At 71.4% G+C, this 19,243-nt stretch carries 18 protein-coding genes; 9 read left to right on the forward strand and 9 right to left on the reverse strand.

Annotated features, from left to right (window positions below; translation table 11 throughout):
- Positions 1–2 precede the first annotated feature (2 nt).
- Both BGM09_RS08125 and BGM09_RS08130 read right to left on the reverse strand, forming a co-directional pair.
- A complete protein-coding gene (locus BGM09_RS08125) occupies positions 3–797 on the reverse strand; it encodes a DeoR/GlpR family DNA-binding transcription regulator (RefSeq protein ID WP_188280773.1) in 795 nt (264 codons plus the stop codon).
- 339 nt (positions 798–1,136) lie between these two features.
- Positions 1,137–2,174 (reverse strand): helix-turn-helix transcriptional regulator, encoded by a 1,038-nt coding sequence (locus BGM09_RS08130; RefSeq protein WP_223186494.1) that lies wholly within the window; start codon positions 2,172–2,174, stop codon positions 1,137–1,139.
- A gap of 125 nt (positions 2,175–2,299) precedes the next feature.
- Between BGM09_RS08130 and BGM09_RS08135 the strand changes: the two genes are divergently transcribed.
- The 3 genes from BGM09_RS08135 to BGM09_RS08145 all read left to right on the forward strand — a co-directional run bounded on the left by BGM09_RS08135 (position 2,300) and on the right by BGM09_RS08145 (position 5,666).
- Positions 2,300–3,778: an MFS transporter gene (locus BGM09_RS08135; protein WP_188280774.1), complete on the forward strand. Its 1,479-nt coding sequence runs from the start codon at positions 2,300–2,302 to the stop codon at positions 3,776–3,778.
- A 184-nt stretch (positions 3,779–3,962) separates the two neighbouring features.
- Positions 3,963–4,964 (forward strand): aldo/keto reductase, encoded by a 1,002-nt coding sequence (locus BGM09_RS08140; protein ID WP_188280775.1) that lies wholly within the window; start codon positions 3,963–3,965, stop codon positions 4,962–4,964.
- 105 nt (positions 4,965–5,069) lie between these two features.
- The gene (locus tag BGM09_RS08145; protein WP_188280776.1) at positions 5,070–5,666 is read left to right on the forward strand and encodes a TetR family transcriptional regulator; all 597 of its coding nucleotides are present in this window, start codon (positions 5,070–5,072) and stop codon (positions 5,664–5,666) included.
- A 98-nt stretch (positions 5,667–5,764) separates the two neighbouring features.
- Here the strand turns inward: BGM09_RS08145 and BGM09_RS08150 are convergent, their stop codons facing one another.
- Complete coding sequence (locus BGM09_RS08150) at positions 5,765–7,147, reverse strand: glycine--tRNA ligase (RefSeq protein ID WP_188280777.1); 1,383 nt, start codon at positions 7,145–7,147, stop codon at positions 5,765–5,767.
- Positions 7,148–7,343: 196 nt separating this feature from the next.
- Between BGM09_RS08150 and BGM09_RS08155 the strand changes: the two genes are divergently transcribed.
- The 4 genes from BGM09_RS08155 to BGM09_RS08170 all read left to right on the forward strand — a co-directional run bounded on the left by BGM09_RS08155 (position 7,344) and on the right by BGM09_RS08170 (position 10,538).
- Positions 7,344–8,327, forward strand: a complete 984-nt coding sequence (locus BGM09_RS08155; RefSeq protein WP_188280778.1) for a metal ABC transporter substrate-binding protein — start codon at positions 7,344–7,346, stop codon at positions 8,325–8,327.
- Positions 8,328–8,341: 14 nt separating this feature from the next.
- A complete protein-coding gene (locus BGM09_RS08160) occupies positions 8,342–9,160 on the forward strand; it encodes a metal ABC transporter ATP-binding protein (RefSeq protein WP_188280779.1) in 819 nt (272 codons plus the stop codon).
- Positions 9,160–10,059 carry a metal ABC transporter permease gene (locus BGM09_RS08165; protein ID WP_188280780.1) on the forward strand — a complete coding sequence of 300 codons (900 nt, stop codon included), beginning with the start codon at positions 9,160–9,162 and terminating at the stop codon, positions 10,057–10,059. The genes BGM09_RS08160 and BGM09_RS08165 overlap by 1 nt, the downstream gene beginning before the upstream one ends.
- Positions 10,060–10,124: 65 nt before the next feature.
- Positions 10,125–10,538 (forward strand): Fur family transcriptional regulator, encoded by a 414-nt coding sequence (locus BGM09_RS08170; protein ID WP_188280781.1) that lies wholly within the window; start codon positions 10,125–10,127, stop codon positions 10,536–10,538.
- Between the two features lie 247 nt (positions 10,539–10,785).
- On the opposite strand, the gene BGM09_RS08175 is transcribed toward BGM09_RS08170, so the two are convergent.
- The 6 genes from BGM09_RS08175 to leuA all read right to left on the reverse strand — a co-directional run bounded on the left by BGM09_RS08175 (position 10,786) and on the right by leuA (position 17,542).
- Complete coding sequence (locus tag BGM09_RS08175) at positions 10,786–11,616, reverse strand: isoprenyl transferase (protein ID WP_188280782.1); 831 nt, start codon at positions 11,614–11,616, stop codon at positions 10,786–10,788.
- Between the two features lie 14 nt (positions 11,617–11,630).
- Positions 11,631–12,380 carry a DNA repair protein RecO gene (recO, locus tag BGM09_RS08180; RefSeq protein WP_188280783.1) on the reverse strand — a complete coding sequence of 250 codons (750 nt, stop codon included), beginning with the start codon at positions 12,378–12,380 and terminating at the stop codon, positions 11,631–11,633.
- 69 nt (positions 12,381–12,449) lie between these two features.
- On the reverse strand, positions 12,450–13,154 hold the full coding sequence (locus BGM09_RS08185; protein ID WP_188280784.1) for a response regulator transcription factor: 705 nt from the start codon (positions 13,152–13,154) through the stop codon (positions 12,450–12,452).
- Positions 13,151–14,401: a sensor histidine kinase gene (locus tag BGM09_RS08190; protein WP_317452588.1), complete on the reverse strand. Its 1,251-nt coding sequence runs from the start codon at positions 14,399–14,401 to the stop codon at positions 13,151–13,153. Before BGM09_RS08190 ends, BGM09_RS08185 begins: the two co-directional genes overlap by 4 nt.
- A gap of 487 nt (positions 14,402–14,888) precedes the next feature.
- On the reverse strand, positions 14,889–15,605 hold the full coding sequence (locus BGM09_RS08195; protein WP_188280785.1) for a TerB family tellurite resistance protein: 717 nt from the start codon (positions 15,603–15,605) through the stop codon (positions 14,889–14,891).
- A 173-nt stretch (positions 15,606–15,778) separates the two neighbouring features.
- On the reverse strand, positions 15,779–17,542 hold the full coding sequence (leuA, locus tag BGM09_RS08200) for a 2-isopropylmalate synthase (protein WP_188280786.1): 1,764 nt from the start codon (positions 17,540–17,542) through the stop codon (positions 15,779–15,781).
- Between the two features lie 303 nt (positions 17,543–17,845).
- Between leuA and BGM09_RS08205 the strand changes: the two genes are divergently transcribed.
- Both BGM09_RS08205 and BGM09_RS08210 read left to right on the forward strand, forming a co-directional pair.
- Entirely contained in the window at positions 17,846–18,964 is a 1,119-nt protein-coding gene (locus BGM09_RS08205; RefSeq protein ID WP_188280787.1) for a M4 family metallopeptidase, read from the forward strand.
- A gap of 8 nt (positions 18,965–18,972) precedes the next feature.
- Complete coding sequence (locus BGM09_RS08210) at positions 18,973–19,236, forward strand: protealysin inhibitor emfourin (RefSeq protein ID WP_188280830.1); 264 nt, start codon at positions 18,973–18,975, stop codon at positions 19,234–19,236.
- Positions 19,237–19,243: the final 7 nt, after the last annotated feature.

The following is a 19,243-nucleotide window of genomic DNA, read 5'->3' on the forward strand; positions in this document are numbered from 1 at the left end:
TGTCATGGGACCGGAACCACTTCGATCGCCAGCCCGGAGGTCTCCAGGGCCCGCAGCAGTTCCGGTGGGGCGTCGGCGTCGGTGATCAGGAGGTCGGGCTGGGAGGTGTCGGCGAACCGGGCGAAGTGGTCCTTGCCGATCTTGCTGCTGTCGCAGAGGACGACGGTCCGCTTGGCGGCGCGGATCATCGCCTCCTTGACCGCGGCCTCGGCCGGGTCGGGGGTGGAGAAGCCGTGCCGGGGCGAGACCCCGTAGGTGCCGATGAAGGCGACGTCGACGTGGACGCGCGCGATGGCGCCGAGCGCGGGGGCGTCGACCTCGGCCAGGGTGTTGGCCCGGACGCGCCCGCCGAGGGTGTGGACGCTGAGTCCTTGCTTGCCCGCGAGCGCGATCGCCGCCTGGAGGCTGTTGGTCATGACCACCAGCGAGGGGCCGCCGGGGAATATCTCGGCCATCCGGCCGGTGGTGGTCCCGGCGTCGATGATCACCGCGCCCTCGTCGGGCATGTGCTTGACCGCGGCGTGGGCGATCAGGTCCTTCGCCACCGCCATCAGCCGTCTGCGTGACTGAAGGTCGGGGACGAGGTGTTCACGGTCGAGGAGGATCGCTCCGCCGTGCACCCGCTGGACGAGACCGCGGCGCTCCAGCAGCACCAGATCGCGGCGGATCGTCTCCGACGTCACCTCCAGCCGGTCGGCCGCGGCGACGACTTCGAGCCGCCCGCTGGCCTTGAGCTGGTCGAGCAGCGCTCGCCGACGTTCCTCCGCGAAGTGCGCGGATGTGCCGTTCACACTCATCGCGGGCCCTTCCGTAGCAACCTCACCTTTGCTTCATGTGGAATTCATACCTGTATCCACGCAATGCCACAAGAGGTTGCACGGGGAAGGGTGTCCGAATGAGACATTCCGTGGCCGGACAGCGACCAAATACGACCACAGAGTGACGAGTTGATCACCATCAGCAGCACGAAGCGGGCATTGCCTCCCATAGGCTCCCTATGGAAAAGCCACACTCGCCATGGAGCTGTGTGGATATTCCACAGCTGCAGACGCTTCCGGCCCCCCGCGCCGAAGGGCACGAGGGGCCGGAAGGTGGGGGTTCAGCCCGCGGGTTCAGCCCGCGGTTCGGCTCGCGGTTCAGCCCGCGATCGGCTGCCGCTCCTGCGCGGAGACCAGCGCGTGCAGCCGGTTGAGGCGCTCGCGGGTGAGATCGTCGGCCGGGGTGTACGTGGTCAGGCGGGGGCCCTGCTGCGGGCCGAGCCACAGGTGGGTGAAGTCGAAGGACAGCAGGCCGACTTCGGGGTTCAGATAGCGCTTGATGTGGCCGTCGGGCTGGAGCACCTCGTGCCGTTCCCACATCTCGCGGAAGTCGGGCGAGCTCTGCTGGAGCCGCTTGAGCAGTTCGCGCCAGGCGGGCTCCGCCAGGTGCTGAGCCATCGAGACGCGGAATTTGGCGGCCATCAGCCGGATGCTCTCCTCGCGGTCGACCATCCGCTCGCGCCACAGCGGGTCGGTGAACGACAGCCACATGACGTTGCGGTCCTCGACGGGCAGCGCGTCCAGGTCGCTGACCAGCCGACCGTAGGTGCCGTTGTACGCGATCACGTCGTACCGGCTGTTGACGACCGCTGCGGGCAGCGGCGCGAGCTGGTCGACCATGGCGAGCAGCGCGGGTGACATGCCGGGGCAGTCCAGGTGCGGGTGCGGGTCGGCGGTCCCGGCGAGGGTGAACAGGTGCTTGCGCTCGTTGTGGTCGAGCATCAGGGCGCGCGCGATGGCGTCGGCGACTTGGCCCGAGACCTGGATCTCCCGCGCCTGCTCCAGCCACGTGTACCAGGTGACGCCGACCGCGGCGAGCTGTGCGACCTCCTCGCGGCGCAGTCCGGGCGTCCGGCGCCGACGTCCGGGCGGCAGCCCGACCTGGTCAGGCGAGATACGCTCCCGGCGGCTGCGCAGAAAGGACGCCAGCTCCTGGCGGCGGCTCTCCGCGGCGGCGGCCTCGGGCACATCGGCCCCGGGAACGTCCAGCGAGACGTTCCCCGGACCCGGCGAAACGGCGCCCGAGCCCGGAGGGACGGCGCCCGAGCCCAGCGGGACGGCGCCCGAGCCCGGCGAAACGGCTCCTGGGCCCGGGGTCACGGTGCTCGGCGTGAAAGCGCTGGCGTCTGCGGTCATATTCCCAGAGTGCCCGATCCGGCAGCCGGTTGCCAGGTGGTGCGTATACCTGGATAAACGCTCTCTGGTACCACCCTGAGAAGGGGTCCAGTGTGGACCATGTGACCGACCGAATGGAACCCACCATGACCTCCCGGGCTCAGGTGCTCCCCCGCGTGACCCGCATCGGGGCGCCCGCCCGGAACTCTTCCGTCCCCACCCGCTCGCACTCCCCCGCCCCGGCCCCCGGCCTGAGCTCCCTCGGCCTGCTGACCGTGCTGCTCGGCGCGGCCCTGCCGATGGTGGACTTCTTCATCGTCAACGTGGCCCTGCCCACCATCGACCGCGACCTGCACGCCGGGCCCGCGGTCCTGGAGATGGTCGTCGCGGGCTACGGCGTCGCCTACGCCGTGCTGCTCGTCCTCGGCGGGCGGCTCGGCGACATGTTCGGCCGCCGCAATCTCTTCCTGTGGGGCCTCGGCCTGTTCGCCGTGACCTCGCTGGCCTGCGGTGTCGCCCCCTCCGCCTGGACCCTGGTGGCGGCCCGCGTCGCCCAGGGCGCCGCCTCCGCGCTGCTGCTCCCGCAGGCCCTGGCCACCATCCAGTCCGCGACCTCGGGCGGCGCCCGCGGCAAGGCGCTGAGCTACTACGGCGCGACCGCGGGCATCGCCAGCGTCGTCGGCCAGGTACTCGGCGGCGTGCTGGTCTCCGCGGACATCGCGGGCAGCGGCTGGCGGGCGATCTTCCTGGTCAACGTGCCGGTGGCGGCCGTCGCGCTGGCGCTGGCGCTGAAGTCGGTGCCGGAGACGCGTTCCGCGCACCCGGCCCGTATCGACAAGCCCGGCACCGTACTGCTCGCGGTCACGCTGATCACTCTGCTGCTGCCGCTCACCGAGGGCCGGGCGGCCGGCTGGCCGCTGTGGTCGTGGGTGCTGCTCGCGGTCTTCCCGCTCGCGGCGGCGGCCTTCGTGGCGGTCGAGCGGCGCGGTGAGCGCGACGGCGGCAACCCGCTGATCCCGCCGTCGCTGCTGCGTATCCACAGCGTGCGCAGCGGCCTGCTGCTCATCGTGCCCTTCTGTCTCGGCTTCGGCGGCTTCATGTTCGTCGTGGCGGTGGCCATGCAGGACGGGCTGCGGTTCGGGGCGCTGGAGGCGGGCGCCGCGCTGGCCCCGCTGTGCGCCGCCTTCTTCGCCGCCTCGCTGCTCGGACCGCGGATGGTGGCCCGTTTCGGCCGCGATGTGGTGACGGCGGGCTCGCTGGTCCAGGGCGTCGGCCTGGTGGCGCTGGCCGCGACCTTCCACTACGGCGGTACGGGCCTGAGCATCGCGGAACTGGCGCCGAGCATGGCCGTGATCGGCTTCGGCCAGGGCTTCGTCCTGCCGGTGGTGCTCCGGATCGTGCTCAGCGAGGTGCCGGCCGCGCAGGCCGGGGTCGGCAGCGGCGCGATGGCGACCACCCAGCAGTCCAGCCTCGCGCTGGGCGTGGCCACTCTCGGCACCCTGTTCCTGACCCTGTCCGGTTCGATCGGCGTACGGGACGCCCTGGTGTGGGCGCTGGTCGCGCAGCTCGCGGCGGTGGTCGCGACGGTCGCGCTGAGCACCCGGCTGCCGCGCAGAGTCGTCTAGCACCCCCGAGAAGACCGGCCCACCACCCCGGGCCGCGCCCCGAACCGGCCCCGGGCCGAGGACGGCCCCGCCAGGGGCACGGTGGCACGATATGTGGACTGACAGATGTTGATATCTGTCAGTCCACATGTGACGGTGGAGACGCACACCTGTCCCGCCGACGACCCCGAAGGGGACCCCACCGATGCGCACCCGCACCCTCGGCACCACAGGACCCGCCGTCTCCGCCCTCGGCCTCGGCTGTATGGGCATGTCCGGCGCGTACGGCGCCTCCGACGACGCCGAGTCCGTCGCCACCATCCACGCCGCGCTGGACGCGGGCGTGACCCTGCTCGACACCGGCGACTTCTACGGCATGGGCCTGAACGAACTGCTGATCCGCGACGCCCTGCGGGCCCGCCCCAGCAGCCGCGACCAGGCCGTCATCAGCGTCAAATTCGGCGCGCTGCGCGATGTCGAGGGCGGCTTCGGCGGCTACGACGGCCGCCCGGTCGCGATCCGCAACTTCCTCGCGTACTCCCTGAACCGGCTCGGCACCGACCACATCGACATCTACCGGATCGCCCGCGTCGACCCGGACGTGCCGATCGAGGAGACCGTCGGCGCCATCGCCGAACTGGTCCAGGCCGGGCACGTCCGGCACATCGGGCTGTCCGAGGTCGGCGCGGAGACCCTGCGCAGGGCCGCCTCCGTCGCCCCGATCGCCGACCTCCAGATCGAGTACAGCCTCTTCTCGCGCGGCATCGAGGACCGCATCCTGCCCACCGCCCGCGATCTCGGCATCGGCGTGACGGCGTACGGCGTGCTCTCGCGCGGGCTGCTCAGCGGTCACTGGACCCGGGACAGCGGCACGGAGGCGGGCGACTTCCGCGGCTACAACCCGCGCTTCTCCGGCGAGAACCTGGAGCGCAACCTCGGCCTGGTCGAGGCGCTGCGCAAGGTCGCGGACGGCAAGGGCGTCACGGTCGCACAGGCCGCCATCGCCTGGGTGCTGTCCCGCGGCGACGACATCGTGCCGCTGATCGGCGCCCGCCGCAGGGACCGGCTCACGGAGGCGCTCTCCGCGCTCGACCTGACGCTGGGCGCCGCCGACCTCGCCGACATCGAGCGGGCCGTCCCGGCCGCGGAGGTCGCGGGCACCCGCTACGACCCCCGGCAGATGACGCATCTGGACAGCGAGCGCTGAGCCGGCGGCGCCCTGCCGCACACTGGACGGCGACGGCCCCGGCGATCACGGCGGCCGTCGCCGTCACAGAAGCCGTGTCCCGACCGCCGAAAGGCCGCCTCTCCCATGCCGCCGGAGCCCCTGACCCGTGACCGCGTCCTCGAAGCCACCGAGGACGTACTGCGCCGCTACGGCCCCGCGAAGGCCACGGTGGTCGATGTGGCGCGGGCGCTCGGGGTCAGCCACGGCAGCGTCTACCGGCACTTCCGCAGCAAGGCGGAACTGCGCGAGGCGGTCACCCAGAAGTGGCTGGCCGAGGCGCACGCGGCGCTCGCGGACATCGCCGCGCAGGACGGCCCCGCGTCCGAGCGGCTGCCGCGCTGGCTCGCCGAACTCTTCGCGGCCAAGCGGCGCAAGGCCGGGCTCGACCCGGAACTCTTCGCCACCTTCCAGGTGTTGGCGCGCGACAACAGCGGCGCCGTCAGCCGCCACGTCCAGGAGACGATCGACCAGCTCGCCGGGATCGTCGCGGACGGCGTCGGGCGCGGTGAATTCGCCCCCTGCGACCAGGCGGCCACCGCCCGCGCCGTCTGGGACGCCACCTGCCGCTTCCACGACCCGGCGCACGCGGCCGAGTGGACCCTGCCGGGCATCGACGCCGAGTTCACGGCGGTGTGCGAACTGGTGCTGCGCGGCCTGCGGAAGGACGTGCGGAAGGACTGACGCCCCGGCAACACCCCTGAGAAACGCGGGCGGGGCCGCGCGAGCCGGACAGACCGGCCCGCGCGGCCCCGCCCGCGTTTCTCAGGGGTGTACCGGCGTCAGCAGCCCAGCAGTCGGCTGCCCAGGTAGGTCTCCACCTGGTCGAGCGACACGCGCTCCTGCTTCATCGTGTCGCGCTCGCGGACCGTCACCGCGTTGTCCTCGAGCGTGTCGAAGTCGACGGTCACGCAGAACGGCGTGCCGATCTCGTCCTGGCGGCGGTAGCGGCGGCCGATGGCGCCCGCGTCGTCGAACTCGATGTTCCAGTGGGCGCGCAGAGCGGTGGCCAGGCCCTTGGCCTTCGGGGAGAGCTCGGGGTTGCGGGAGAGCGGCAGGACGGCGACCTTGACCGGCGCGAGGCGCGGGTCGAGCCGCATCACGGTGCGCTTCTCCATGACGCCCTTGGCGTTGGGCGCCTCGTCCTCGTTGTACGCGTCGAGCATGAAGGCCAGCATCGCGCGGTTGACACCGGCCGCGGGCTCGATGACGTACGGGAACCAGCGCTCGCCCGCCTCCTGGTCGAAGTAGGAGAGGTCCTGGCCTGACGCCTTGGAGTGCGAGGAGAGGTCGAAGTCGGTGCGGTTGGCGACGCCCTCCAGCTCACTGAACTCCTGACCGCCGAAGTTGAAGCGGTACTCGATGTCGGCGGTGCGCTTGGAGTAGTGGGAGAGCTTCTCCTTGGGGTGGTCGAACCACCGGATGTTCTCCTCGCGGATGCCGAGGCCGGTGTACCAGTTCCAGCGCTCCTGCATCCAGTACTCCTGCCACTTCTCGTCCTCGCCCGGCTTGACGAAGAACTCCATCTCCATCTGCTCGAACTCGCGGGTGCGGAAGATGAAGTTGCCGGGCGTGATCTCGTTGCGGAACGACTTGCCCATCTGGGCGATGCCGAACGGCGGCTTCTTGCGCGAAGTGGTCTGCACCTGGGCGAAGTTGGTGAAAATGCCCTGCGCGGTCTCGGGCCGCAGGTACGCCACCGAGCCCGCGTCCTGGGTCGGGCCGAGGTGCGTCTGGAGCATGCCGGAGAACTGCTTGGGCTCGGTGAAGGCGCCCTTGGTGCCGCAGTGCGGGCAGTTGATGTCGGCGAGGCCGTTGGCCGGGGGCTTGCCGTGCTTGGCCTCGTACGCCTCCTCCAGGTGGTCCGCGCGGTAGCGCTTGTGACAGGAGGTGCACTCGGTGAGCGGGTCGGAGAACGTGGCGACGTGGCCCGAGGCCACCCAGACCTCGGGGGCGAGGATCACCGACGAGTCGATTCCCACCACGTCCTCACGGGAGGTCACCATGGCGCGCCACCACTGGCGCTTGATGTTCTCCTTCAGCTCGACGCCCAGCGGCCCGTAGTCCCAGGCGGCCTTGGAGCCGCCGTAGATCTCACTGCTCGGGAAAACGAAGCCACGGCGCTTGCTCAGGCTGACGATGGTGTCGATCTTGTCGGCGGCCACGGTGCTCTCTTCAGTACGACGAAGCGGTCAGTTGCCTCAGATTACCGGCGGGTGCGGTCCCCTTATCAAATCCGTTCCGGAACCCGGCTCCAGGAACCCGGTCGGACGCGTCAGCGGACTCGTCGGCGGACGCGGATCAGCGGCCCCGCCCTACGGCAATTGACAATCGTTTCCACATCAGATGAAAATGACAGTCATGAACATCCATCGCCGCCCGATATCCGCCGTCTCCGTCGCCGCCGCTGCCGTACTCGGCCTGCTGGCACTGTCGGCCTGCTCCGGCGCCTCGGAGAACACCTCGGGTGACTCCAAGGGCGGCGGAAAGCTCAAGGTCACGGCCGCTTTCTACCCGCTGGAGTACCTGGCGGCGCAGATCGGCGCCGACCACGTCGCGGTGACCGACCTCACCAAGCCGGGCGTGGAGCCGCACGACCTGGAGCTGACGCCCAAGGAGACCGGCAGGCTCGGCCAGTCCGATGTGATCGTCTACCTCAAGGGCCTCCAGCCCGCCGTGGACGACGCCGTGAAGCTGTCCGGCGTCCAGCACAAGGTCGACGCCGCCTCGCTGACCACGCTGGAGTCCCACGGCACCGAGGTGGACGGCACGCACCACACCACCGGCGACAACGGCGCCGGCGGCGACAGCGAGGAAGGCGCGGGCGCCGACCCGCACATCTGGCTGGACCCGGTGAAGTACGCCGAGGTCGCCAAGGGCGTCGGCAAGGCGCTGGAGCAGGCCGACCCGGCGAACGCGGCGGAGTACGGCAAGAACACCGACGCGCTGGTCGCCCGGCTCACCGCCCTGGACACCGAATTCCGCGACGGCCTGAAGAACCGCGCCTCCGACACCTTCGTCACCACGCACGCCGCCTTCGGCTACCTCGCCGAGCGGTACGGGCTGGTCGAGGAGGCCGTCAACGGCATCGACCCGGAGAGCGAGCCCAGCGCGGCGCGGGTCAAGGCGCTGCACGACCTGGTGAAGAGCAAGCACGTGTCGACCGTCTTCTTCGAGACGCTGGTCAGCGACGCCACCGCGAAGACCCTCGCGGGCGACCTGAGGCTGCGCACCGACGTCCTCGACCCGATCGAGGGCATCACCGGCAAGTCCAAGGGCACCGACTACTTCCAGGTGCAGCGGAGCAATCTGACGGCCCTGCGCGCGGCGCTCGGCGCGAAGTGACGGAGGTCACCGCCATGGACCAGCAAGCCGTCGAAGCGGTCACGGACACCGAGGACGCCGAAAGGGCCGAGGACCCGGTCATCGCGCTCAGCGGCGCCAGCGCCACCCTCGGCGCTCGCCCCGTGCTGCGCGGCATCGACCTGACCGTCGGGCGCGGCGAGGTCGTGGCGCTGCTGGGCGCCAACGGCTCGGGCAAGTCCACGGCGGTGCGCGCGGTCATCGGCCAGGTGCCGCTGACCGGCGGCTCGCTGGAGCTGTTCGGTACGCCGCTGCGCCGCTTCCGGCAGTGGGCGCGGATCGGTTACGTGCCGCAGCGCACCACGGCGGCCGGCGGTGTGCCCGCGACCGTACGCGAGGTGGTCTCCGCCGGGCGGCTGGCCCGTACCCGGCTGCGGCCGATGCGACGTGCCGACCGGGCGGCCGTGGACCGGGCCATCGCGGTGGTGGACCTCAGCGACCGCGCGGGCGACTCCGTGGACGCGCTCTCCGGCGGCCAGCACCAGCGGGTGTTGATCGCCCGCGCGCTGGCCGGGGAGCCGGACCTGCTCATCATGGACGAGCCGATGGCGGGCGTGGACCTCGACAGCCAGCGCATCCTCGCGGCGACCCTGCGCGCCCAGGTCGCGGCGGGCACCACCGTCCTGCTGGTCCTGCACGAACTGGGGCCGCTGGAACCGCTGATCGACCGCGCGGTCGTCCTGCGCGACGGCTGCGTGACGTACGAGGGCGCGCCGCCGCAGGCGCTGGGACAGCACGCCCTGCCGGGCCACGACCACGTACACCCGCACGCGGACACCTCGGCCGCGCCGGTCAGGACGGGACTGCTGAGCTGATGGAATTCCTCGACTACGCCTTCATGCAGCGGGCTCTGATCGCCGCCGCGCTGGTCGGCCTCACCGCGCCCGCCATCGGCATCTACCTCGTGCAGCGGCGGCAGGCCCTGATGGGCGACGGTATCGGCCATGTCGCGCTGACCGGCGTCGGCCTCGGCTTCCTCCTCCAGTCCAACCCGGTCTGGATGGCCACCGCCGTCTCGGTGGCGGGCGCCGTCGCGATGGAGCTGATCCGCTGGTACGGCAGGACGCGCGGCGACATCGCGCTGGCCATGCTCTTCTACGGCGGCATGGCGGGCGGTGTGATGCTGACCAGCCTCGCGCCGAACGGCTCCAACGCCAACCTGGAGACGTATCTGTTCGGCTCGATCACCACCGTCTCGCCGTCCGACATCACCACGATGTGCCTGCTGGCGGGCTTCGTCATGCTGGTGACCGTGGGCCTGCGGCGGCAGCTCTTCGCGGTGTCGCAGGACGAGGAGTTCGCGCGGGTCACCGGGCTGCCGGTACGGCTGCTCAATCTGCTGGTCGCGGTCACGGCCGCGCTCACCGTCACGGTCGCGATGCGCGTGGTCGGGCTGCTGCTGGTCAGCGCGTTGATGGTGATCCCCGTCGCGGCGGCGCAGCAGGTCACCCGCAGTTTCCTGGTCACCTTCGTCAGCGCGGTGGCCATCGGCGTCACCGTGACGCTGTCCGGCACCGTCACCTCGTACTACGTGGACGTGCCGTCCGGTGCGACGATCGTCCTGATCACCATCGGGCTCTTCATCGTCCTCACCGCGCTCGCCACTCCCCTGGCCAGGAAACGCGCCCGGCGGGCAGCGGCGGAGCGGGAACGGTGCACGCTTGAGGTGGAGGTGCCCGCCGCCCGCGGCTCCGCCGACGAGGTACCCGCCTGAACGGCACGGCCTGGCACAATGGGCCGTCCGGACAGGTGCACGACGCGACCCAGAAGGAGGCACCGGTGACCACCCATCCCGTACGTGGCCGCTCCACCCGGCAACGGGCCGCCGTGTCGGCCGCTCTCGCGGAGGTCGACGAATTCCGCAGCGCGCAGGATCTGCACGACATCCTGAAGCACCGCGGCGACTCCGTGGGGCTCACCACGGTCTACCGGACCCTTCAGTCGCTGGCCGACGCGGGCGAGATCGATGTCCTGCGGACCGGTGAGGGCGAGTCCGTCTACCGCCGCTGCTCCGGCGGCGGCCACCACCACCACCTCGTCTGCCGCGCCTGCGGCAAGGCCGTCGAGGTCGAGGGGCCCGCCGTCGAGAAGTGGGCCGACGCCGTCGCCGCCGAGCACGGCTTCGCCGATGTCGCCCACACCATGGAGATCTTCGGCACCTGCTCCGACTGCGTCGAGCCCCCCCGCTCCTAGCCTCCCCCAATCGCGGTAGGCCGATCTTTTCGGGGCACGGCCCTGGGCGTCCATCTTGCGCAGGAGGATGCCCACCAGGGGCGCGGGGGGCACCTCCCAGCGGTAGCTGGGGGAGGAACTGCGCGCTCAGCCACGGCGGTGGCGCGCCTCTGAAAAACCGGCCCCAGCGGGGCAGTTGCTGTGTGTTTTCGGGCTGACAGCCCGGTGGGGGCGGGCCCCGAAGGATCGGCTCACCCCCCTGGAAGGGCTAGGCGCGTTGGTCGCCGGCGAGCTGGGCCTCGTTGGGGATGGCCCCGCCGAAGCGGCGATCGCGGGAGGCGTACTCGACGCAGGCCCGCCACAGATCGCGTCGGTCGAAATCGGGCCACAGGACGTCCTGGAAGACCATCTCGGCGTAACTGCTCTGCCAGAGCAGATAGTTGGAGGTGCGCTGCTCACCACTGGGCCGCAGGAAGAGATCCACGTCGGGCATGTCGGCGTAGTAGAGATACTTGGCGAAGGTCTTCTCGTTGACCTTGGACGGGTCGAGCCGCCCGTCGGCGACATCGCGGGCGATGGCCTGCGCGGCATCGGCGATCTCGGCGCGCCCCCCGTAGTTGACGCAGAAATACAGCGTCATCGCGTCATTGTCGACGGTCTGCTCCTGGGCCACCTGGAGCTCCTGGACGACGGACTTCCACATCTTGGGCATGCGCCCGACCCACCGGATGCGGATGCCGAGTTCGTCCATCTCGTCGCGGCGCCGCCGGATCACGTCCCGGTTGAAGTTCATCAGGAAGCGCACCTCCTCGGGCGAGCGCTTCCAGTTCTCGGTCGAGAAGGCGTACAGCGAGAGGTTCTTGACGCCGATCTCCAGACAGCCCTTCAGCACGTCCAGGACGACGCCCTCGCCGACCCGGTGGCCCTCGGTGCGCGGCAGGCCGCGCTCCTTGGCCCAGCGGCCGTTGCCGTCCATGACGACGGCCACGTGCTTGGGCACCAGCTCGCTCTGGAGCTTCGGCGGACGCGCCCCCGACGGGTGCGGGTCGGGTGTCCGGTACGAGCTTCGGGAACGGGCCAGAATCCCGTGACGTGCCATGGTGGTACTTCTCCTCATGCCTTCTCGACGAACCGCAGTGAGCGCAGTCCGCGCTCCAGGTGCCACTGGAGGTAGGCCGCCACCAGCCCGCTGCCCTCACGGCAGTGGCGCGGCTCGCAGGCGTCCGCGGTCTCCCAGTCGCCGCCCAGCAGCGCGCCGAGCAGTTCCAGTGACTCCCGTGAGGGTACGACGCTTCCCGGCACACGGCAGTCGCCGCAGACGACTCCTCCCGCGCCGACCGAAAAGAACCGGTTGGGACCGGTCATACCGCATTTGGCACAGTCGTCGAAACTGGGCGCGTATCCGTTGACGGCCAGCGACCGCAGCAGGAAGGCGTCGAGCACCAGCCGCGGCTCGTGGTCGCCCGCCGCGAGCGTCCGCAGCGCGCCGACCAGCAGCAGATACTGCTGCACGGCGGGCTCGCCCTCGTGGTCGGTGAAGCGCTCGGCGGTCTCCAGCATCGCGGTGCCCGCGGTGTAGCGGTCGTAGTCGGTGACGATCGAGCCGCCGTACGGCGCGATCGTCTCGCCTTGCGTGCACAGCGGCAGACCGCGGCCGACCAGTTCCCCGCCGCGGACGAAGAACTGCACGTCGACGTGGCTGAACGGCTCCAGGCGCGCGCCGAACTTCGACTTCGTCCTGCGCACACCCCGGGCCACCGCCCGTACCCGGCCGTGCCGCCGGGTGAGCAGCGTGATGATCCGGTCCGCCTCACCCAGCTTCTGGGTGCGCAGCACGATGCCGTCGTCGCGGAACAGACTCATGGGCCCATTCTCGCGTACGGCGGGAGCGGTACGGCGACGGACGGCCGATCAGCCGTCGCGGGCCCCGGCTCAGCGGTCGGCGCCGGGCGCGACCAGGCCGGACTCGTAGGCGGTGATGACGAGTTGGGCGCGGTCGCGGGCGCCGAGCTTGCCCATGATCCGGCTCACGTGCGTCTTGGCGGTGAGCGGGCTCAGGCCCAGTGCCTCGGCGGTCTCCGCGTTGTTCAGGCCGCGCGCGACCAGCGTGAGGACTTCGCGCTCGCGCTCGGAAAGACCGCCGAGCCCGGCCGGGGCCGGGGCGCTGACCAGCGGCCGGTCCGGCAGCCGCAGCACCCGGGCGATCAGCCGCGCGGTGGGGCCCGGCGACAGCAGCGAGTCCCCGGCCGCCACCGTACGGATCGCGTCCAGCAGGTCCGCGGGCCTGGTGTCCTTGACCAGGAAGCCGGACGCGCCCGCGCGCAGCGCCGACACCACGTGCTGGTCGTCGTCGTAGGTGGTCAGTACGAGGATGCGGACGCCCGCCAGGTCGTCGTCCGCGGCGATCCGCCGGGTGGCCTCGATGCCGTCGAGCTCCGGCATGCGGATGTCCATCACGACGACGTCGGCGCGGGCGCCGCGGGCCTGCTCGACCGCCTCCAGGCCGTTCGCCGCCTGCCCGACCACCTCCATGTCGCGGGCGGACTCCACCAGCATCGCGAACGCGGCCCGCACCAGCGTCTGGTCGTCGGCGAGCAGCACGCGGATCGACGGCGGCGGTGCGGGCTGCGAGGTCATCGCGGGTCTCCCTGGTGATCGACGGTGAGCGGCAGCACGGCACTGACCGCGAAGCCCGTACGGTCCTGGCGCGGTCCCGCGGTGAGGGTGCCGCCGACGCTGCGGGCGCGCTCGCGCATCCCGACGATGCCGAAGCCCTCGCTACGCCCTTCGGTACGCCCGTCGGCGCGGCTCGCGGGCGCGGGGCCGCCGCAGGAGCCGTCGTCCTCGATCAGCAGGTGCAGGGCCGTCTCCCGGCGGTCCACCCGCACGGTGATCAGCGGGCTCGGCGCCCCCGCGTGCCGTACCGCGTTGGTGAGCGACTCCTGGACGATCCGGAAGGCCGCGGCGCCCACCGCGGGCGGCACCGGCGCGACGCCCACGGCGTCGCTCAGGTCCACCCTGGCCCCCGCCGCCTCCGCGGCCTTGGCGAGCGCCGGTATCCCCGCGAGGTCGGGCAGCGGGCCGTCGCCGTCCGCGCGCAGTACCCGCAGCGTGGTCCGCAGCTCGGCGCGGGCCTCCCGGCAGGTGTCGGCGATCGTGTCGAGCGCGGCGGCCACCGCCGTACGGTCGAGCCGGTCGGGGTCGGCGACCAGGATGTGCGCGGCGACCGACGTCTGCACGCCGATCAGGGTGATGCTGTGCGCGAGCAGGTCGTGCAGGTCGCGGGCGATCCGCAGCCGCTCCTCCGCGACCCGGCGGGCCGCCTCCTCCTCGCGGGTGCGCTCGGCGCGCTCGGCCCGCCCGACGATCGCGGCCACGTAGTTGCGGTGCATCCGCACCACCTCGCCCGCCACCGCGACCGCCACGATCCAGCCGGCGCTCTTGAGCATCTCGGTGCCCGCGTGCGGCGCGCTGATCGTCGACATGATGGCCGCCATCAGCGCGATCACCGTCGGCAGCAGCAGGAACGTACGCAGCGGCGGCCCCGCGACCGCCAGCGCGTACAGCGCCACCATGCTCGACGGGATCGGCGCCACCTGGATGTTCTCCAGATAGTGGTACGGCGCCACGAACGCCAGCATCCCGAGCATGCACACCAGCGGCGAACGCCGCCGCCACACCAGCACCAGCGCGCTGCCCACCAGCAGCGCCCAGCCCGCCAGGTCCGGCCGCCCGCTGGCCGGCTCCTCCGGCAGAAAGCACGCCAGGAGCGCCTCCACGCCGAACACGAGCGCGGCGAACGCCACGTCGGCGCCGGCGACCCGCGGTCCCGGCGCCGACGCCGACGCCCTCGGGGCGCGCAGAAGGTCCATGGTGACCGCCACGGACCCATCCTGGCGGATGGGGGGTGCGCCGAGATAGGTCACGGGGCTGTGACGGGGCGCAGGCGGCCCAGCGGTACGGCCCTGAGCCGTGGCACCGCCCACGGACGTGTGGTGACGTTCATGGGCTCCTCCGAAAGCCGAGGTCTTCTCCTACCGTCAGCCTCCTCCGCCGGGCTCGCCTTCCGCGTCCCGCCCAGGACCGATCCGGGGGCTACTCCCCCAGGAGTACGCCCCCTTCGCGCAGGGCCTGTACCCCGTCAGGGGCGCGTGGGGGCACCTCCCGGACGGAGTCCGGGGGAGAACTGCGCGGCCGGCCACGACGCTCCCGCAGGCCACCACCCGCCTGCGGCGGGGCAGTTCGGTTGTCGCCGGACCACCGGGCCGGTGGGGGGTTGCTCGCGCAGTTCTCCCCCAGACTTCGTCCGGGAGGTGCCCCCACGCGCCCCTGAAAAGATCGGCTCGCCGTCCACGGCGGAGGAACCGTCCGTCAGGACGCCGTGGCGGCTCCGGCGAGGAGGCGGTCGATGTCGGTGAGGGGCAGGGAGAGACAGCGACCAACGGCTTCGAGGACTTCGCGTTCAGCGGGAAGGTAGGGCCCGTCGGCGAGGGCGATGTGCGCGCCCTGGAGGAGAACCCGCTCGCGCCCGAGCGGGTCGAGGTGGTCGGCCAGCGGCTCAAGCGCCTCGTGGAGCTCGATGGACAGCCAGCTCCCGCACCCGTCGACCTCGTCGGCGAAGGAGTCGGGCCCGAGTGGGGCGCCCCCCGAGCCGGAGGCGCCGTACCGGCCCTCGTCGGCGACGATGGCGGCGAGCAGCCCGAGCAACTGGTCCTCGGTGCAGTCCGAGAACCCGGCCGAGCGCACGGCGCCGACGGCGGCCTCGCGGGCGGGGCGGCCGGTGGAGCCGCCCGCGGTGAGGACGGCGAGCGCGATGGTGTGCACGGCGTCCCGCAGCATCGCGGAGAAGCGGGTGGTGGTGGGCCGCAGCAGGACGTCGGAGGCGTACTGCCGGTGGCAGGCGGTGCACTCGATGACGGTGCCGGCGGGGCCCCGGCGCAGGACCGGCACATTGAGCACGGTCAGTCTGCGCGTGCCGGTTCTGCGGTGGTAGGCGCGGTCGCCGCCGCAGTCAGGGCAGAAGAACTCACCGTCGTCCTCGGTGTGCCACGCCGTGCGGACACCCCAGATACACAGCCTCAGCTTCATCACGCTGCACCCTCCGGCCGTTCGGCAACGCTGCCGCCCTGCCGTGATGTTAGCCACAGTCGGCGGTCGCAGTCAGTACCGCGTAAGGGGCAATTGCCTTGCGAGGGTGCTCGAACCGGTCCGCCCGGGGGTTTGGGCCCCACGGACGGACCGGGTGAACCGGGTCAATCCCGTCAGCGCGCGGCCCGGTTGACGGCCGAGACCAGCGCCTGGAGCGAGGCGCGGGTGGTGTTGGGGTCGACGCCGATCCCCCACAGCACCTTTCCGTCGATCGCGCACTCGATGTACGAGGCGGCCCGCGCGGAGGCGCCCTCGCTCATCGTGTGCTCGGAGTAGTCCAGGACGCGGGCGTCGATGCCCACCCCGGCCAGCGCGTCGACGAAGGCCGAGATCGGGCCGTTGCCCGTACCGCTCAGGGTGGTCTCGACGCCGTCGACCACGGCCTCGACGGTGAGGGCGTCGGTGCCGTCGCTGGAGGCGGACGCCTGGGCGGAGCGCAGGGCGACCCGGCCCCACGGGTTGTCGCTGGTGGGCAGGTACTCGTCCTGGAAGACCGACCAGATCTGCGCGGGCGTGACCTCGCCGCCCTCGCTGTCGGTCTTGGCCTGGATGATCCGGGAGAACTCGATCTGCATCCGCCGCGGCAGGTCCAGCTTGTGGCCGTTCTTCAGCACGTACGCGACGCCGCCCTTGCCGGACTGCGAGTTGACGCGGATGACGGCCTCGTAGGAGCGGCCGACGTCCTTGGGGTCGATCGGCAGGTACGGCACCGCCCACTCGATGTCGTCGACGGTCTTGCCCTCGGCGGCGGCGGTGGCCTCCATCGCCTCGAAGCCCTTCTTGATGGCGTCCTGGTGGGAGCCGGAGAAGGAGGTGTAGACCAGGTCGCCCGCGTAGGGGTGGCGCGGGTGGACCTCCATCTGGTTGCAGTACTCGGCGGTGCGACGGATCTCGTCGATCTGCGAGAAGTCGATCTGCGGGTCGACGCCCTGGCTGAACAGGTTCATGCCCAGTGTCACCAGGTCGACGTTGCCGGTGCGCTCGCCCTGCCCGAACAGGCAGCCCTCGATCCGGTCGGCGCCGGCCATGAGCGCCAGTTCCGCGGCGGCCACGGCCGTACCGCGGTCGTTGTGCGGGTGCACGGACAGGCATACGTACTCGCGGCGGGACAGGTTCCGCGACATCCACTCGAAGCGGTCGGCGTGCGTGGAGGGGGTGGAACGCTCCACGGTGGCGGGCAGGTTGAGGATGATCTCGCGGCCCGGCTCGGGCTGCCAGACGTCCATCACGCCCTCGCAGACCTCCAGGGCGAAGTCCAGCTCGGTGTCGGTGAAGATCTCCGGGCTGTACTGGTAGCCGAAGACCGTGTCGTCGCCCAGGATCTTCTCGGCGTACTCCGTCACCAGCCGGGTGCCGTCCACCGCGATCGCCTTGACCTGGTCACGGCTGCCGCGGAAGACGACGCGGCGGAAGACCGGCGCGGTCGCGTTGTACAGGTGGACGGTGGCGCGGGGTGCGCCGCGCAGGGCCTCGACGGTGCGCTCGATCAGTTCCTCGCGCGCCTGGGTCAGGACGGAGACCGTCACGTCCTCGGGGATCGCGTCGCCCTCGATGAGGGAGCGGACGAAGTCGAAGTCGGTCTGGCCCGAGGACGGGAAGCCGATCTCGATCTCCTTGTAGCCCATGCGGACCAGCAGGTCGAACATCTCACGCTTGCGGGTGGGCGACATGGGGTCGATCAGCGCCTGGTTGCCGTCGCGCAGGTCCGTGGAGAGCCAGCGGGGCGCCTGGGTGATGCGGGCGTTCGGCCAGGTGCGGTCGGCGATGTCCACGGCCTCGTAGTGGCCGTACTTGTGGACCGGCATCGCACTGGGGCGCTGGCGCGCGGTGGCCGTGGTGAGGGGCGTGGGACGGCCGACGCGATGGGGGGTTGTCATGGGGTTCTGGCTCCTCGGGGGTCCGGCTGAGTGTCGGCCGACGGCGATGGCACGCCTGAACTCCGCGGGGAGGGGGTCGGCCTACGACTACAGGCCCTCGCCGCGGCAGCTAAGGAGAAGCAGCCCGAAACGCATGATGGGACGACCATAACCGAGGCGGACGGAATCACGTAGCCGGTACGAAGATCCTCTCAGTATGCAAGATGCACGGTTCTGTCCACTCAAACCATGATCCTTCGCTCCTTTTCGTCAATCATCGCCGCAACCCGTGACAGCGACTGTGACGCGTGCCACATTGCCGCCATGACTGCCACGCATGCGCCCAGCGCCGTCTTCTGCACGATCGTGCCGCCGCACGTGCTCGACAAGCTGTCCCGTTCCGAGGACTCCGGGGTCTCGGGACCCGCCCGCCGCACCCTGGAGCAGGACGCGCTGCAACGCACCAGGCGCCGCCTGACCACGGTGATCGGCGCCACCGGCGTCACCGGGGCCGCCGCCTCCGACCAGCCGCGACGGACCATTCACGACGCCAAGCACCAGGACACGCTGCCGGGCCGCAAGGTGCGCGCCGAGGGCGCCAAGCCGTCCAAGGACGCGAGCGTCAACCGGGCGTACGACGCGCTCGGCGCGACCTTCGAGACGTATCTGAAGGCGTACGCGCGTCACTCGATCGATGACGCGGGCCTGCCCCTGGTGGCCAGCGTCCACTACCTCCAGGGCTACAACAACGCCTTCTGGAACGGCCAGCAGATGGTCTTCGGGGACGGCGACGGCGAGATTTTCCTGGACTTCACCCTTCCGCTGGACGTGATCGGCCACGAGTTGACGCACGGCGTCACCCAGTACAGCGCCAACCTGGACTATTTCGGGCAGTCCGGCGCGCTCAACGAGTCCGTCTCCGATGTATTCGGCAGCCTCATCAAGCAGTTCACGCTCGGGCAGAGCGCGGACCAGGCGGACTGGCTGATCGGCGCCGGGCTGCTCGCACCGGGCGTCGACGGCCACGCGCTGCGCTCCATGAAGGAGCCCGGCACCGCCTACGACGACCCGCGGCTCGGCAAGGACCCGCAGCCCGGCACGATGGACGGCTACGTCTCCACCTCGCGCGACAACGGCGGCGTGCACATCAACTCGGGCATCCCCAACCACGCCTTCTACCTGCTGGCGGCCGAACTGGGCGGCAACGCCTGGGAGCAGGCCGGGCAGATCTGGTACGACACCCTCACCGGCGGCTCGCTGTCGCCGCACGCCCAGTTCACGGACTTCGCCGCGGCCACCGCCGCGGCGGCCAGGGCCCGCTACGGTGAGGGCGAGCAGCACCGGGCGGTGCTCTCGTCCTGGTCCCAGGTGGGCGTCACCGCGGCCCCCGCCCCCGCGGCCGAGGTCCCCCGCCAGCAGCCAGGCCAGCCGCAGGAGGCGTGACGCAGCCGATGCGCATCGAGGTGGTCCGCTCCGGCGGCTTCGCGGGAATCCCCCGCCACGCCACCCTCGACACGGCGGGCCGCCCCGACGCGGCCCGCCTCACCTCCCTGGCCGAGGCCGCCTTGGCCGCTCCCCCGCCCTCCGGCCCCCCGGTCCCCGACGGCTTCACCTACGCCATCACCGCCGACGGCCGCACCGCCCGCTGCGCCGACCCCCACCTCACCCCCGCCCAGCGCGAACTCATCCAAACGGTCCTCGGCGAGGGCGCGTAGGCCGGGC

This window comes from Streptomyces sp. CBMA29, assembly GCF_014596445.1.
Classification (GTDB): domain Bacteria; phylum Actinomycetota; class Actinomycetes; order Streptomycetales; family Streptomycetaceae; genus Actinacidiphila.

Excerpts from the sequence above, each read along its gene's own strand:
- leuA (WP_188280786.1), bottom strand. The coding sequence starts at position 17,542 with ATGACAACCCCCCATCGCGTCGGCCGTCCCACGCCCCTCACCACGGCC.
- BGM09_RS08165 (WP_188280780.1), top strand. The coding sequence starts at position 9,160 with ATGGAATTCCTCGACTACGCCTTCATGCAGCGGGCTCTGATCGCCGCC.
- BGM09_RS08140 (WP_188280775.1), top strand. The coding sequence starts at position 3,963 with ATGCGCACCCGCACCCTCGGCACCACAGGACCCGCCGTCTCCGCCCTC.
- BGM09_RS08155 (WP_188280778.1), top strand. The coding sequence starts at position 7,344 with ATGAACATCCATCGCCGCCCGATATCCGCCGTCTCCGTCGCCGCCGCT.
- BGM09_RS08160 (WP_188280779.1), top strand. The coding sequence starts at position 8,342 with ATGGACCAGCAAGCCGTCGAAGCGGTCACGGACACCGAGGACGCCGAA.
- BGM09_RS08185 (WP_188280784.1), bottom strand. The coding sequence starts at position 13,154 with ATGACCTCGCAGCCCGCACCGCCGCCGTCGATCCGCGTGCTGCTCGCC.
- recO (WP_188280783.1), bottom strand. The coding sequence starts at position 12,380 with ATGAGTCTGTTCCGCGACGACGGCATCGTGCTGCGCACCCAGAAGCTG.
- BGM09_RS08175 (WP_188280782.1), bottom strand. The coding sequence starts at position 11,616 with ATGGCACGTCACGGGATTCTGGCCCGTTCCCGAAGCTCGTACCGGACA.
- BGM09_RS08130 (WP_223186494.1), bottom strand. The coding sequence starts at position 2,174 with ATGACCGCAGACGCCAGCGCTTTCACGCCGAGCACCGTGACCCCGGGC.
- BGM09_RS08125 (WP_188280773.1), bottom strand. The coding sequence starts at position 797 with ATGAGTGTGAACGGCACATCCGCGCACTTCGCGGAGGAACGTCGGCGA.
- BGM09_RS08145 (WP_188280776.1), top strand. The coding sequence starts at position 5,070 with ATGCCGCCGGAGCCCCTGACCCGTGACCGCGTCCTCGAAGCCACCGAG.
- BGM09_RS08205 (WP_188280787.1), top strand. The coding sequence starts at position 17,846 with ATGACTGCCACGCATGCGCCCAGCGCCGTCTTCTGCACGATCGTGCCG.
- BGM09_RS08195 (WP_188280785.1), bottom strand. The coding sequence starts at position 15,605 with ATGAAGCTGAGGCTGTGTATCTGGGGTGTCCGCACGGCGTGGCACACC.
- BGM09_RS08210 (WP_188280830.1), top strand. The coding sequence starts at position 18,973 with ATGCGCATCGAGGTGGTCCGCTCCGGCGGCTTCGCGGGAATCCCCCGC.
- BGM09_RS08135 (WP_188280774.1), top strand. The coding sequence starts at position 2,300 with ATGACCTCCCGGGCTCAGGTGCTCCCCCGCGTGACCCGCATCGGGGCG.